We start from the raw sequence: 14,690 nt of genomic DNA, 5'->3' as shown, positions 1-14,690 counted from the left end.
GCACCCACCCCTTATGGGGGGGGGTTGGGGTTGGCGTCCCGGCAGGGGGGGGCCGGGCCCCCCTTTGGGCCCGGGGGCACCGCTTTTTGCCCCCCCCCCCCCCCCCCCCCGGGTTTGGGGCGCACTTTTCCGTTCGGGGCGTGGGATGCCGCGCCCCGAACGGAATGCCGCGCCCCGAACCTGGCTGCCCGCGCTCAAGGAATCAGACGCGCCGCCCGGTACCGCTCGAAGAGGCGGGTGAACGAGTCGCGCGTGCGGTGGTGCTCGGTGAAGCCCGCCAGGCGGCTCTTCGACATGTCGGTCATGACTTCGATGTCGCGTCCGAGATCGGCATCCGTGTGCCACCACGAGGCGACACGCTCCAGCTCCGGCTCGATCAGACCGTGCTGCGCGACGATCTCGGCCCACACCGGTGCCGCATCCGCCATCTGCTGTTCGAACGGTCGGGGCGCGGTGTCGAAGCCCACGGCCTCCACGCCGAGGTCCGCCGCGATGCGCGGCCACATCCACCGCCACCGGAACACGTCGCCGTTGGCCGTGTTGAAGGCCTCGTCGGCGCCCTCGGGGTGAGTGGCCGCCCACACCATCTGGTTCGCGAGCAGATCGGCGTCGGTCACGTCGGTGAGGCCGTTCCACTGCGTCTCGCTGCCGGGGAAGACGAGGGGGCGTCCCGTGTGGCGGCTGATCGCCGCGGCCACCGCGATCGTGAGGCCCATGTTCATCGCGTTGCCCACCGCGTGCCCGAGCACCGTGTGCGAGCGGTGCACCGACCAGGTGAAGCCCTGGCGCTGTGCTGCGGCAAACAGCTCATCCTCTTGCGCGTAGTAGAAGTTGTCGACGTCGAGCCGCGGCTCGTCCTCGTGGAACGGCGTGTCGGGCATCTCGCCCTGGCCGTAGGCCTCGAAGGGCCCGAGGTAGTGCTTCAGTCCGGTCATCAGCGCGACGTGCCGCACCGGCGCTGCGGCGAGCGCCGCGAGCAGGTCGCGGACCATGCCGCCGTTGACGGCGATGTTCTCGGCCTCGGTCTCCTGCCGCGACCACGCGGTGAAGAAGACGTGCGTGACGGGCACGCCCCGCAGCGCCGAGATCAGCGCCTCGAGCGAGCGCAGGTCGGCCGACCGCCAGGTCACTCCCGGTCGCGCCGGGCCGGGCCGCCGCGACAACGCCGTCACCTCCCAGCCGTCGTCGATCAGTCGATCGAGCAGGGCGCCGCCGGCGATACCGGTCGCGCCCACCACGAGGGCATGTGAGGAGTCAGTCAAAACGAGGGTTCCCTTCGGTCGAGGTGAACGAGGGGCAACCACGGGCGTTCGGGGGGTATTCCTCGATACGGGTTCCGCTCGGCGAGCGACCGCGCGACCCTGGAGAGATGCAGTCCACCCACCCGATCCCCGGGGACCCCTGGCCGCCCGACATGATCCTCTCCATCGAGGGCGCCCCGCGCGAAGCGGTCGAGATGCTCTGGGTCCGCGACGCCTTCGAACTCGAGGCCGACGGCGACGTCCCACCCCCGCTGATCGACACTCCCGCCCCGGCCGCGCACACGCTCGACGAGACCGAGCGTGTTCGATGGCAGGCCGCCTGGCCCGCTCTGTGGGCTCGGGTCGTCGCGCACGCCGGGCGCCCGACCGACTTCCCCGCCGTGGACCGGCTCTGGCAGCGCGATCTGCCGCAGGAGGAGCGCGCGGCCCTGCTCGCCGAGGTCATGAGCCCCTCGTGGCGCGAGGAGTTCGGTGACGGCGTCTTCGACGACGCTTCGTTTCGCGATGTGCAGGAGCGTGCATCCGAAGCGCGGCGCACGGCTCGGCCTCACTCCTTCGCCGACCTTCCCGAACGCCGCGACGTCGAGGCCCTCGTCCCCGCCTGGCGGCAGGGCCTCGTCCGGATCGTGGTCATCCCATGTCGGGGAGCGTACGTCCGCTCCCTCGGCGCGACCGGGCTCCTCGTGACACCCGAGGTCCGTGCCGACTCGGCCGCCTACCGCGCGGCGCTGGCCTCTTTCATACCGACGTCGTCGTCCTGAAACACCGGATGCCGTGGCATCCGTGTCCCGAGAAAGGCGGCCTGAGCACCCCGCAGCCCGCACAAATTGGGACATGACCCCACCGAAACAGAGACACGGCCCCCAGCACCGGATGCCATGGCATCCGTGTCCCGAAAAAGGCTGCCCACGCACCCCGCAGCCCGCACAAATCGGGACATGACCCCACCCAAACCGGGACACGGCCCCCGCACCGGATGCCACGGCATCCCTGAACACGAGCTGATCACCCCGCGAACGAGAAGTGCCCCGGATCCCGGCAGCCCACCGCCACCAGGGATCCGGGGCACGGTCCGCTCGCCGAGGCGGTAAGGGGCGCCTCGACGACCGGGGCGCAGGCCGAGCGAACGGCATGCGCACGTGCCGCACCGCCCCGGGGCATCGCGCTCCCGGGGCGGCGGGGGTCTTACAGGCCCTGGGCCAGGCGGTAGTACGCCTGGTTCCAGCGCAGCTCGCTCTGGAAACCGCGGACCGTGGTCTCCTCGTCGATGACGACGAGCTCGGTCTTGGCGATCTCCGCGAAGTCTCGGAACACCTCGATGCCCACGGCCGTCGTCATGACGGTGTGGTGGGCGGCACCCGCGGCGAGCCAGCAGCCGGCCGAGGTCGCGAAGTCGGGGGCCGGCTTCCACACCGCGCGGCCCACGGGGAGCTTCGGCAGGTCGGGGGCGTCGACGTTCTCGACGACGTTGGCCACGAGCCGGAAGCGATCGCGCATGTCACTCATCGCGACGACGAGCGCGGGGCCAGCGTCGGCGGTGAAGACCAGGCGCACCGGGTCGTCCTTGCCGCCGATGCCGAGCTCATGGATCTCGAGGCGCGGCTTCTTCGTGGTGAGCGAGGGCGAGACCTCGAGCATGTGGGCGCCGAGGATGCGTTCCTGACCGGGGACGAGGTCGTAGGTGTAGTCCTCCATGAGCGAAGCGCCGCCGGGCAGGCCCGCACCCATGACGTTCGCGACGCGCACGAGGATCGCCGTCTTCCAGTCGCCCTCGGCGCCGAAGCCGTAGCCCTCGGCCATGAGGCGCTGCACCGCGAGACCGGGCAGCTGCTTGAGCGCGCCGAGGTCTTCGAACGAGGTGGTGAAGGCGCCGAAGCCACCCTCCTCCAGGAACGAGCGCAGCCCCAGCTCGATCGCCGCACCGTCGCGCAGCGACTGGTGGCGCGCGCCGCCGGGGAGGAGCTCCTCGACGACGTCGTAGCTGTCGACGTACTCCCGCACGAGCGCGTCGATATCGGCATCCGATGCCTGCTCGACGGCCTCGACGAGCTCGTTGACGCCCCACGTGTTGACCTGCACACCGAAGCGCAGCTCGGCCTCGGTCTTGTCGCCCTCGGTGACGGCCACGAAGCGCATGTTGTCACCGAAGCGCGCGAGCTTGAGGGTGCGGGCAGCGGTCCAGCCGGCGGCGGCGCGCTCCCAGTCCTCGATCTGCTGACGCACGGCGGGGTTGGACACGTGACCGACGACGGTCTTGCGCGCGACGCCCAGGCGCGTCTGGATGTACCCGAACTCGCGGTCGCCGTGGGCGGCCTGGTTGAGGTTCATGAAGTCGAAGTCGATGTCGTTCCACGGCAGCTCGACGTTGGCCTGCGTGTGCAGGTGCAGCAGCGGCTTCTGCAGGGCGTCGAGGCCCGAGATCCACATCTTGGCGGGGCTGAACGTGTGCATCCACGCGATCACGCCGATGACGTCGTCGCGGCCGTTGATCTCGAGCGCCATGCGGCGGATGCTGTCGGAGTCCTTCAGCACGGGCTTCCAGACGACCTTCACGGGCAGGCCGTTCAGGCCCTCGACGACGGCCTGCGACTGCTCGGCGACCTGCTTCAGCGTCTCTTCGCCGTAGAGGTTCTGGCTGCCGGTGACGAACCAGACCTCGTAGCCGTCGAGGTCGTTCTTGAGGGGAGTGCGAGTCATGTTCTTTCCTGTCGTTCTCAGAGGGATGCCACGGCGGCGGCCTCGACGGCGAGGCCCGCGCGGTAACGGTCGAGGTAGGTCGCGAATCCGGCGACATCGGCCGGTTCGGGGTCGGCGGTGACGATCGGCGCGTCGGCGAAGATCGCCTCGCGCAGGTACGTGTCGAGGTCGCGGCCCTGTCCGTCGACCACATAGGCCGCGAGCACCGCGATGCCCCACGCGCCACCCTCGGACGCCGTCTCGGCGACCGCGACGGGAGCGTCGAGTGCTGCCGCGAGGAAGCGCTGGGCGACACCGGCCGTGCGGAACATGCCGCCGTGCGCGTACATCTTGTCGAGCTGCACGCCCTCGCCGTGGAGCACGTCCATGCCGAGAGCGAGCGTTCCGAAGACGCCGTACAGCTGCGCGCGCATGAAGTTCGGCAGCGTCAAGCGGCTCTCGGGCGTGCGCACGACCAGCGGTCGGCCCTCGTCGAGACCCGCAATGGGCTCACCGGCGAGGTGGTTGTAGGCCAGCAGTCCCCCCGCGTCGGGCTCGCCGTTCAGGGCCGCTTCGAACAGCGCCGCGTACGTGGCATCCGGGGTCACGGGTGTGCCCGCCGCAGCGGAGAACGCGGTGAACATGTTGGCCCACGCGGCCAGCTCGCTCGCGCCGTTGTTGCAGTGCACCATCGCCACCGCGTCGCCCGAGGGCGTCGTGACGAGGTCGAGCTCGTGGTGCACCTGGCTGAGCGGCCGCTCGAGCACGACCATCGCGAAGATGCTCGTGCCGGCGCTGACGTTGCCCGTGCGCGGCGCGACCGCGCAGGTTGCGACCATGCCGGTGCCCGCGTCGCCCTCGGGAGGAGCGAAGGGGATGCCGGGACGCAGGGTTCCGGTCGGGTCGAGGAGCCGAGCCCCCTCGGCGGTCAGGTTCCCGGCGGAGGTACCGGCGACGAGCGACTGGGGCAGCAGGTCCTTCAGCGCGGGGACACGGCCGGCGGCCAGGGCGTCGTAGCGGGCGACGAGCTCGGCGTCGTAGTCACGGGTCGCGGAGTCGATCGGGAACATGCCCGAGGCATCCCCGACGCCCAGCACCTTCTCGCCGGTGAGCTTCCAGTGCACGTACCCGGCGAGGGTGGTGAGGTAGCGGATCTCGGGCACGTGCGGCTCGGCGTCGACGACGGCCTGGTGCAGGTGCGCGATCGACCAGCGGAGCGGAATGTTCACGCCGAGCAGCTCGGTGAGCTCGGCCGCGGCGACACCCGTGTTGGTGTTGCGCCACGTACGGAACGGCGCGAGCAGCTCGCCGTCGGCGTCGAAGGCGAGGTAGCCGTGCATCATCGCCGACACGCCCATCGCGGCGTAGCGCTCGGGGGTGGCACTGAACTTCTGCTGCACGTCGGCGATCAGCTCGGCGTAGGCGGCCTGCAGGCCCGACCACACGGCATCCAGGGAGTAGGTCCACAGCTTGTCGGCGTAGACGTTCTCCCACTCGTGGGAGCCGGTGGCGATGACCTCGGCGTCGGGGCCGATGAGGCAGGCCTTGATACGGGTCGAGCCGAGCTCGATGCCGAGCGAGGCGCGGCCTTCGGTGATGTGGGCGTTCATCGACGGTCATCCGAGCTCTGTCCGTAGACGTTCTGGTAGCGGTTGTAGAGGGCGTCGATCTTGTCCTGCGGGATCGGGATCAGGGGTCCGGCCTCGCGCGCGATGTGCACGGTGCGGGCGACATCTTCGAGCATGACGGCGGCCTTCACGGCATCCTTGGCGCTCGAACCGATCGTGAAGGGGCCGTGGTTCTGCATGATGACGCCACGCGAGCGGTGACCGCGCAGGGTCTCGACGATGCCGCGGCCGATCGAGTCGTCACCGATGATGGCGAACGGGCCGACCGGGATGGGCCCGCCGAACTCGTCGGCCATCGCCGTGATGACGCAGGGGATCTCTTCACCCCGAGCCGCCCACGCGACGCCGTAGGTGGAGTGGGTGTGGACGACACCGCCCACCTCGGGCATGTTGCGGTACACGTAGGCGTGGGCGGCGGTGTCGCTCGAGGGGCTGCGCTCCGAGCCGGGGGTGCCGGGGATGGCGTTGCCGTCGAGGTCGCAGAGGATCATGTTCTCGGGGGCGAGGTCGTCGTACGAGACGCCGGAGGGCTTGATGACGAACAGGTCGGCACCCGGCACGCGGCCCGAGACGTTGCCGCCGGTCCAGACGATCAGGTTGTAGCGCACGAGCTCGTCATGCAGCTTCGCGACATCGGCGCGCACGGCGTCGATCGCTTTCTGCACCTCGGGCGTGAACGTGGCGGCGTCGGTCACGCGTGTCTCCTTCGACGGTGGTTCGGGTGGTGGGGCGCGGCGCCCTCGTGCCGCAATGTTACCGGTAACATCGCGGCGGCGCGAGCGGCGGTTCGGGTGAGCGGTCGCCTCGGCACCGAGATCACCTGCGCCGCGCGAGATGACACGCTTTTGCCGCGAAGAGCGGGTGATCTCGAGCCGCGCGGGTGATCTCGGCGGCGCTCTGCCGCCACCGTTCGCCGACGGGGCCTCCCGGTGCGCGGCACGGTCGGGAAACGCCGGTGCACCTCGAGCTCCCGTGCGGAACTCCTGAGTTTCGGGCGCGGGGACTGCACGCGGCCACGGCGATGCGCGGGTGCGGGCGCTCGCGGGGCGTTTCTTCAGGAGTTCGGCGCGCCCGACGCCGGAGAGTGGATGCCGCCAGGGGCGCCGGGCCCGGCGGCGGCGCGACAGCTGCCCCGCTAGGGCCGAGCCGCCCCGCTACGGCCGATACCCACCCCGCTCCGGACGACGCCCGCCCCGCTAGGGCCGACCCGGCGGCGCGGTCGACTCGCGCACCACCAGCACGGGCGCGGCCGGCAGCTCCGCGACGTCGCCGAGCACCGCGGCCACGGCGTACTCCGCCTCACCCTCGACGTCGAGGCGCACCGTCGTGAGCGCGGGGCTGTAGAAGGCGGCATCCGGGTTGTCGTCGAAACCGGCGACCGAGACGCCCACCGGCACGGTCAGACCGCGAGCGGCGAGACCGGCCATGAGCCCCAGGGCCATCTGGTCGTTGGCCGCGGCGACGGCGGTCACTCCGTCTGCCCGGTATCGGGCCACCGCGTCAGCGAGCTGCGAGCCCGAGGCGGCACTCCAGTCCCCCTCGACACGCTCCGCCAGATCCAGGCCGCGGCGGGCCACGGCTTCCGCGACCCCCGCGGTGCGGGCGAGGGCCTCCCGCCAGTCGGACGGACCCGCGAGCTCGACGATCCGGCGATGTCCGAGGTCGGCGAGATGATCGACGACCAGGGCGGCCGCATCGCGCTGGCGGATCCCCGATTCGCCGTACAGCGGAACGATCGGCACGTCGTACCCCTCGAGAGGAGTGGTTCCGTGGGCCGCGACCAACACGATCCCGTCGACCCCCTGCCCCAGCAGGTGTCGCACGGCGGCGTCGATGTCGGCGGGGTCGTCCGAGTCGGTGTAGGCGGTCGAGATCCACCGTCCGCGCGACCGCGCCGCACGTTCGAGAGCGGCGATGCCCGCCGACGGCCCGTGCAGGACGGCGTCGGATGCCACCACCCCCACGGTGCGCGTCAAGCTCGTGCCGAGCGCTCGCGCGGCGTTGTTCACGCGGTAATCGAGGTCGGCGACCGCGGCGAGAACACGTTCGCGCGTGCTGTCGCGGATGCCCGCGTACCCGTTCAGCACTCGCGAGACGGTCTGCGTCGACACCCCCGCGGCGGCGGCGACCTCGCGCACGCCGATGCGCTTGCTGCCGACCTCGCCGCTCATGGTCCCTCACAGTAGCGGCGCGCAACCCCCTCGGCCGTCGCCGGTGTCACGCGGTGCGATGGCGCCATGGCCTCGACCACCGGCATCCCCCCTCACTCCGAGGCACCCGTGGCGCGCGTGCTCGGCAGCCTGCTGGGCCGCGCGTTCGCCGTCGGGCAGCAGCTGCGCCACCCGCGCCCGATCCACCCGCGCGGGGTGGTGCTCAGCGGGCACGTGCGCTGGATCCCGGATGCCGTTCCCTCGGGCATCGCGTGGATCGATCGCGGCTCCGAGCGGCCCGTGCCCGTGGTCGCCCGCGTGTCCCGGTCGGTCGGACTCCCCGCGCCGCTGCCCGACATCATCGGACTCGCGCTGCGCGTCGACGCGGGTGGCCAACCCGCCGACATCGAGCTGGCGTCGACGGGGTGGACGGTGCCCGCCCGTTTCGTCCTGCTCCCGCACCGCCGCGCCGAACGCGCGCGGTTCGGCACCCTGTTCCCCTATCGCGGCGCGCGCGGACCGGTGCTGCTCGGGGCGCGGACGCGATCGGGACGTCCGCCGGCGACCGACCCGAGGGAGGCCGCGGCAGACGACGACGTCACCTGGTCGCTGACCCTGGGCCACGCCGCGGCCGTCGGCACGTGGCATCCGTTCGCCGTCGTCGATCTTCGCGAGGACACCGACCAGAACGACGCGGGACTGCGGTTCGACGCCGTCCGACGCCCGCTTCCGGGCTCGCGCGCGTACGCCTGGGTGCGGGCCGCGCGGCAACCGTCGTACGCGCGCGTGCAGCCCGACGACGGGGAGGTGCGGATGCCGCGGTGACCGGCGGATGCCGCGGCCGTCTTGCCCTCAGCCCGCGGCGACGGGCACGTACCGCGGTACGCCGTCGATCTCTCCCTCGCGCATCCAGGTCAGGCCCTCGGCCTCGATGAGGTCGTCGACCTCGTCGATCTCGACATCACAAGAGAAGGTGGGCGCGTGCAGACGGATGCGGGTCATGGCGCGACGCTAGGGGCGAGACGACGAATCCGGGAGGCGGTTGACCGCGCCCGTTCGACCCGCATGGCGGGTCACCCCTGAGACCGCTCCCATCGACGGGGCGAACCCGCCGACGCCCCCCTTACAAGACGCCGACGGGCCCGCGTCTACTCTCGCGCACGAACAGCGGCGAACGCCTCGTAGTTGCGGCGGATCAGCTCGCGGTGGTTGGATTCGACCGCGCGCGTCGTCGCGACGGTCCACTCGACCGGACCCCCCGCGAGAACACCGGCCGCCTGCCGTGCCGCACCGAGCGCCACGTACTCCCCCGCGGCCGGCACCACGATGTCGGCGTCGAACACCTCGGCGGCGATCCGCGCGACGCCCTCGTTGGCTGCCGCACCGCCGATGAGCAGGATGCGCCGCACCTCGACGCCCTGCGCCTGGATCGCTTCGAGTCCCGCCGCCAGCCCGCTGAGCATGCCCTCGATCGCGGCGCGAGCCAGGTTCGGTCGATTCGTGGATGCCAGGGTCAGCCCGTTCAGCGATGCCTTCGCGTGCGGAAGGTTCGGGGTGCGCTCGCCCTCGAACCAGGGGACGAGGACGACGCCGCCGGCGCCCGGCTCGGCCTGCAGAGCGAGAGCGCCGAGCTCGTCGTGGGTCACCCCGAGCAGACCCGCGATCGCATCGAGCACCCGCGCCGCGTTCAGTGTCGCGACGAGCGGCAGGAAGCGGCCGGTCGCGTCGGCGAAACCGGCGACGGCACCCGTCGTGTCACGCGTGGGGGCCTCGGCGACGGCGAACACCGTGCCCGACGTGCCCAGCGACACCACGACGTCACCCGGGCCCGCCCCCAACCCCAGAGCGGCACCGGCGTTGTCGCCCGCGCCGGGGCCGACAAGGGCGCCACCGGGCAGCGCGCCCGCGCTCTCCCACGGCCCGAGCACGCGCGGCAGCACCGCATCGTGACCGAGAGCGCGACGCAAGAGGTCGAGGTCGTAACCGTCCGCACCCCAGTAGGCGGTTCCCGACGCGTCGGAGCGGTCGGTGACGAGTTCGTCGAGCTCGGCGTTGCCCGGGCCGAAGCCGCGCAGTCGCCAGGTCAGCCAGTCGTGCGGCAAGGCCACGGCGGCCACGCGCGCGGCGTTCTCGGGCTCGGCGTCCCGCAGCCACCGCAGCTTCGTGCCGGTGAACGAGGCGACCGGGACCGCCCCGGTCCGCTGCGCATAGGCGTCGGCTCCGACCTCGTCGATGAGGTCGCGGGCGGCCTGCGCCGACCGGGTGTCGTTCCACAGCAGCGCGTCGCGGATCACCGCGCCGTCCGCATCCAGCACGACCATCCCGTGCTGCTGTCCCGCGATCGACACCGCTGCGACGTCGTCGAGACCGCCGGCCTGGGCGATGGCATCCTGGAGCGCTTTCCACCAGGCCTCCGGGTCGACCGACGTTCCGGTCGGGTGCGACGCGCGCCCCTCGCGCACGACCCGCCCGGTCTCGGCGTCGACGACGACGACCTTGCACGACTGCGTCGACGAATCGACTCCCATGACGAGCGCCATGCTCTGCCCTTCTGTCCGCCGCGCCTCCGTCGGCGCGACTCGTGTGGTTGTGTCTCTGGGCCGCAGCCCGTGGCGTCGAGTGTCCAGCAAACGCCGTGTCGCGGCATCCCGTGACGGCGTGTCGTGGACACTCAACGGGGCCGGGCGGGGCCGTGGCCCGTGCCCCGACCCCTCCGTTGAGTGTCCAAAACACCCGGAGTGATTTCGAAATCATCCGGGTGTTCTGGACACTCAACGCGGCGGCGCGGGGCCGGGCCCGCGCCGACGGCGAGCCGGGACGGGCCTGGATGCCGTGGCATCCAGGCCCGAAAGGCTCAGCGCGCGCCGAGAAGGTGCTCGGTGGCGAGCTGCTGCAGTCGCACGAAGCCGAAGCCCTTGCCGCCGAGGTAGGCGTCGGTGTCGAAGTCCTCGTAGGCGGAGCGGTCGGCGAGGAAGTCGTCGTAGGTCTCGCCCTCGCCCAGCGTCGGCTGCGACAGCTCGAACACCTTCGCCGCCTCGAGGGCCTCCTGCACCTCGGGATCGGCGCGGAAGGCCGCGGCGCGCTCCTTGAGCAGCAGGTAGGTGTTCATGTTCGCCGAGACCGAGTCCCAGACACCGGTCTCGTCCTCGGTGCGCGAGGGCTTGTAGTCGAAGTGACGCGGGCCGTCGTAAGCGGGGACGCCGCCGGGGCCACCGTTCTCGAGCAGGTCGACGAGCGCGAACGCGTTGTGCAGGTCGCCGTGGCCGAACACCAGGTCCTGGTCGTACTTGATGCCGCGCTGGCCGTTCAGGTCGATGTGGAAGAGCTTGCCGTGGTACAGCGCCTGCGCGATGCCGGCGGCGAAGTTCAGACCCGCCATCTGCTCGTGGCCGACCTCGGGGTTCAGGCCCACCAGCTCGGGACGCTCGAGAGAGTCGATGAACGCGATCGCGTGGCCGAGGGTCGGGAGCAGGATGTCGCCGCGGGGCTCGTTGGGCTTGGGCTCGATCGCGAAGCGGATGTCGTAGCCCTTGTCGGTGACGTAGTCGCCGAGCAGGTTGACGGCCTCGCGGTAGCGCTCGAGCGCCTGGCGGATGTCTTTCGCGGAGTCGTACTCGGCGCCCTCGCGGCCGCCCCACATGACGAAGGTCTTCGCGCCCAGCTCGGCGGCGAGGTCGAGGTTGCGCAGCACCTTGCGCAGGGCGAAGCGGCGCACCTGGCGGTCATTGGAGGTGAAGCCGCCGTCCTTGAAGACGGGGGCCGAGAAGAGGTTGGTCGTGACCATCGGCACGATCACGCCCGTGTCGGCGAGGGCACCCTTGAGGCGGTCGATCTGCGTCTGGCGCTCGGCGTCGGTGGAGCCGAAGGCGAACAGGTCGTCGTCGTGGAAGGTCAGGCCGTAGGCGCCGAGCTCGGAGAGCTTCTCGACAGCATGCACGACGTCGAGCGCGGGGCGGGTCGGGCCGCCGAAGGGATCGGTGCCGTTGTAGCCGACGGTCCAGAGTCCGAACGAGAACTTGTCATCGCGGGTGGGGGTGGGCATTCCTGCTCCTTCGCATGGACGCACGCGTGCGCGGGAGCGCACATCGGGTTTGTTGGTTCTCACAACATATATCCCGGATGCCGCGGCGTCCAGCCCTCGGGTCAGATTCCCAGGGCCGCGTCGACGACGGCGAAGACCTCCGGATCCCAGGTGAGCGCGCGCTCCCACGGCAGCCCGAAGGCGTCGGCGAAGAAGATGCTGTGGACAAGGTCGGGGAACGACCGCCGGTCGACGAGGGGAGCCACCTCCACCGGGACGTCCTCGGCCCGACCACTGCGCAGCGAGACCAATCCGTCGTGCGGCCAGAGCTGAGCGGGCTCGGTCGCCGCGGCGAAGTGCCCCGCGCCGATCGCGGTGACCGGGATGCCGTCGAGAACGCCGGCCTGCGTCTGGTTCCACGCCCGCAGGAACCGGCGCGACACCTGCTCGGCCGCGCCTTGGGAGTGGACCGCGGCGTACGTCATCGCCTGCTCGAGAATCGTCGTCGTCGCGGGGTCGCCCTGGGCGTCGGCGGTCGTGATGTCTCCGGCGACGGCGTCACCGAGGACCGCCCCGTCCCACGGCGTTCCGAGCGTCACGAGCCTTTCCACCCGCGGCCCGCCGGCCCGGAGCTCGCGGATCGCCGCCCGCGAGAACAGGCCGCCCATCGAATGCCCGACGAGGTCGACGCTTCCGATCCGGTGTTCGGCGCGGAGCCAGCGGACGAACCCGGCGAGCGCCCGCCCGGCGTCGTCGACCGCGCCGACCGCGTTGACCGTCACCTCGGCCGGCAGCACGAGGGGCACGTCATCGAAGCCCTGCCACCCGGCATCCCGTTCGACCGTGCCCACCCCCATCCGGGCGGGCGCCGTGAAGACCGGGACGGCCGCGGAGACGAAGTGTTCGCGCAGCGCGGTCAGCGTGTTGCCCGCGGCGAGGCCCGTCGCCGCGGCACGTTCGGGATCGGTGTACGGCGTGACGGCGGCACCACCGGAGACGAGGACGACGGCATCTACCACGGGCACTCCTTCGCGGGGCGGATCCCGATCAGCGCGGGAGCGCGTCTTCGATTGCGGCGACGACCTCGGGGTCGTCGGGCTGCGTGCGGGGGCTGAAGCGCGTGACCCGCCCGTCGGGGGCGACGACGAACTTCTCGAAGTTCCACGAGATGCGGCCGGTCTTGCCCTCGGCATCGGGAGTCGAGGTCAGCTCCTTGTAGAGCGGGTGCGCGTTGCGCCCGTTGATCTTCACCTTCTCCGACATCGGGAACGTCACCCCCCAGGTCGCGGAGCAGTACTCGGCGATCTTGTCCTCGTCGCTGAGCTCTTGCAGGAACTGGTTGCTGGGAAAGCCGATCACCGTGAAGCCGCGCTCGCCGTACTTCTTGTGCAGCGCCTCGAGTGTTTCGTACTGACCCGCGAGCCCGCAGCGCGAGGCCACGTTGACCACGAGGGCGGCCTTGCCGTCGGTCAGCGCTCCGAAGGTCGTCTGCTCGCCGCGGATGGTCGTGATCGGGATGCCGGAGAGGTCCATGCTCCGATCCTGGCACCGTCCGCTTTGCCCGGGGTGGGAATGGGTCGGTCGATCCGCCGATCCCGGTAAGCACTCCGCGCATAAACGCGATCCGCGCACGGAAACGCGGGGACACCGCGTTTCTGCGCGGAGATCGCGTTTCTGCCGGAGTGGCGTGCAGCCGCACCCCGGCGTTCGCCCGTGGCACAGTGGTCCCATGGTCATCGCGGGCAGCCGGGGCGACGGCATGCGCCGCGCCAACCTCGCGCTCGTGCTGCGCACGGTGCATCGCGAGGGCCCCCGCTCGCGGGCCGCCCTCACCGAGGCCACGGGGCTGAACCGCTCGACCATCGCCGACCTGGTGGGCGAATTGCAGCGCGCGGGACTCGTCGTCGAGCGCGCCTCCGACGCCCAGGGCCGGGTCGGCCGGCCATCGCCCATCGTGGCGCCGGACCCCCGCGTCGTCGCCCTCGCGCTCAACCCCGAGGTCGACGCGCTCGATGTCGGCGCGATCAGCCTGGACGGCACCGTCGTCGTGCGGGAACGCCTCGAGCAGACTGCTCTGCTGACCCCGAGGCGCGTCGCCGAACTCGTCGCCGATCGTCTGTCGGTGTGGCACCGCGGGCCGCTCGCGGACACCCGCATCGTCGGGGTGGGCGCCGCCGTCCCCGGGCCGGTCCGCGCGTCGGACGGCGTCGTCCGCGAGGCGCCCCACCTCGGCTGGATCGAGGCGCGGATCGGCGTCATGCTCGCCGACGCCACCGGCTTCCGCGCCCACGTCGGCAACGACGCGGCCCTCGGCGCCCTCGCCGAGTACCTCTTCGGGGCGGCGCGTGGCGCCCACGACGTCGTCTACCTCAACGGCGGCGCGAGCGGCATCGGCGGCGCGGTGATCGTCGGCGGCGTCCCGCTCGGAGGCGACGGCGGGTACGCCGGAGAGTTCGGCCAGAACCGGCCCGGCATCGCCGACACCGCCGACCGGCGCGCGCCCGACGGTGTGCTCGAAGACGAGGTCAGCCGCGCCTTCCTGCTCGCGGCCGTGGGCCTCGAGGGCGGTGACGATGCGGCCCTGGCCGCCGCCCTGGCATCCACCACCGACCCGGCCGCTCATGCAGAAGTCGCCCGGCAGCGGCGCATCCTCGCGACGGCGCTCGCGAACGCCGCCAACGTGTTGAACCCGGCGGTGATCGTACTGGGCGGGTTCCTCGCGGTCCTGGCCGCTCGCGACCTCGACGCTCTGGACGCCGCCGTGCGCGCCCAGACCGTCCCGGCCTGTGCCGAGGGCCTGCGCCTCGCCGTCGCCGAGCTGGGCGAGGACCGCCTGCTCGTGGGCGCGGCCGAGGCGGTGTTCGAGGCGCAGCTGTTCCCAGGGCGCTGAGCGCCGCGGCGGACTCGTCGGCACACCGGCCCCGATCTCGGCGACTCGGTGCAGGATGGAGTC

Annotated in this window: 13 protein-coding genes; 3 read left to right on the top strand and 10 right to left on the bottom strand. The window is 71.7% G+C overall.

The window, feature by feature from the left end:
* Positions 1 to 194 precede the first annotated feature (194 nt).
* On the bottom strand, positions 195 to 1,238 hold the full coding sequence (locus tag J2X55_RS17115; protein ID WP_309824903.1) for an SDR family oxidoreductase: 1,044 nt from the start codon (positions 1,236 to 1,238) through the stop codon (positions 195 to 197).
* 131 nt (positions 1,239 to 1,369) lie between these two features.
* Between J2X55_RS17115 and J2X55_RS17110 the strand changes: the two genes are divergently transcribed.
* Positions 1,370 to 2,023, top strand: coding sequence for a hypothetical protein (locus J2X55_RS17110; protein ID WP_309824901.1), 654 nt, complete (start codon positions 1,370 to 1,372; stop codon positions 2,021 to 2,023).
* Positions 2,024 to 2,447: 424 nt separating this feature from the next.
* On the opposite strand, the gene araA is transcribed toward J2X55_RS17110, so the two are convergent.
* From araA to J2X55_RS17090, 4 genes are all read right to left on the bottom strand, one after another.
* Positions 2,448 to 3,959, bottom strand: coding sequence for an L-arabinose isomerase (gene araA, locus J2X55_RS17105; protein WP_309824899.1), 1,512 nt, complete (start codon positions 3,957 to 3,959; stop codon positions 2,448 to 2,450).
* 17 nt (positions 3,960 to 3,976) lie between these two features.
* Positions 3,977 to 5,548 (bottom strand): FGGY-family carbohydrate kinase, encoded by a 1,572-nt coding sequence (locus J2X55_RS17100; protein ID WP_309824897.1) that lies wholly within the window; start codon positions 5,546 to 5,548, stop codon positions 3,977 to 3,979.
* Positions 5,545 to 6,261 carry an L-ribulose-5-phosphate 4-epimerase gene (locus J2X55_RS17095; protein ID WP_309824896.1) on the bottom strand — a complete coding sequence of 239 codons (717 nt, stop codon included), beginning with the start codon at positions 6,259 to 6,261 and terminating at the stop codon, positions 5,545 to 5,547. Before J2X55_RS17095 ends, J2X55_RS17100 begins: the two co-directional genes overlap by 4 nt.
* A 501-nt stretch (positions 6,262 to 6,762) precedes the next feature.
* Entirely contained in the window at positions 6,763 to 7,737 is a 975-nt protein-coding gene (locus tag J2X55_RS17090; protein WP_309824894.1) for a LacI family DNA-binding transcriptional regulator, read from the bottom strand.
* 66 nt (positions 7,738 to 7,803) lie between these two features.
* Here J2X55_RS17090 and J2X55_RS17085 point away from each other — a divergent pair, with 66 nt between their 5' ends.
* Positions 7,804 to 8,541: a hypothetical protein gene (locus J2X55_RS17085; RefSeq protein WP_309824892.1), complete on the top strand. Its 738-nt coding sequence runs from the start codon at positions 7,804 to 7,806 to the stop codon at positions 8,539 to 8,541.
* A gap of 27 nt (positions 8,542 to 8,568) precedes the next feature.
* Here the strand turns inward: J2X55_RS17085 and J2X55_RS17080 are convergent, their stop codons facing one another.
* The 5 genes from J2X55_RS17080 to J2X55_RS17060 form a co-directional block, all read right to left on the bottom strand.
* Positions 8,569 to 8,718: a hypothetical protein gene (locus J2X55_RS17080; RefSeq protein WP_309824891.1), complete on the bottom strand. Its 150-nt coding sequence runs from the start codon at positions 8,716 to 8,718 to the stop codon at positions 8,569 to 8,571.
* A 146-nt stretch (positions 8,719 to 8,864) separates the two neighbouring features.
* On the bottom strand, positions 8,865 to 10,256 hold the full coding sequence (xylB, locus tag J2X55_RS17075; RefSeq protein ID WP_115919832.1) for a xylulokinase: 1,392 nt from the start codon (positions 10,254 to 10,256) through the stop codon (positions 8,865 to 8,867).
* 314 nt (positions 10,257 to 10,570) lie between these two features.
* Complete coding sequence (gene xylA / locus J2X55_RS17070; RefSeq protein WP_309824888.1) at positions 10,571 to 11,758, bottom strand: xylose isomerase; 1,188 nt, start codon at positions 11,756 to 11,758, stop codon at positions 10,571 to 10,573.
* A gap of 101 nt (positions 11,759 to 11,859) precedes the next feature.
* The gene (locus tag J2X55_RS17065; protein ID WP_309824887.1) at positions 11,860 to 12,756 is read right to left on the bottom strand and encodes an alpha/beta fold hydrolase; all 897 of its coding nucleotides are present in this window, start codon (positions 12,754 to 12,756) and stop codon (positions 11,860 to 11,862) included.
* Between the two features lie 28 nt (positions 12,757 to 12,784).
* Positions 12,785 to 13,270 (bottom strand): glutathione peroxidase, encoded by a 486-nt coding sequence (locus J2X55_RS17060; RefSeq protein ID WP_115919838.1) that lies wholly within the window; start codon positions 13,268 to 13,270, stop codon positions 12,785 to 12,787.
* Positions 13,271 to 13,466: 196 nt separating this feature from the next.
* Here J2X55_RS17060 and J2X55_RS17055 point away from each other — a divergent pair, with 196 nt between their 5' ends.
* Positions 13,467 to 14,627 (top strand): ROK family transcriptional regulator, encoded by a 1,161-nt coding sequence (locus J2X55_RS17055; RefSeq protein WP_115919840.1) that lies wholly within the window; start codon positions 13,467 to 13,469, stop codon positions 14,625 to 14,627.
* The last annotated feature ends 63 nt before the right edge of the window (positions 14,628 to 14,690 follow it).

Origin of the sequence: Microbacterium sp. 1154 (assembly GCF_031455375.1) — a bacterium.
Classification (GTDB): Bacteria; Actinomycetota; Actinomycetes; order Actinomycetales; family Microbacteriaceae; genus Microbacterium.
The sequence above is the reverse complement of the archived record's forward strand: the minus strand, read 5'-3'. Positions and strand labels throughout refer to the sequence as shown.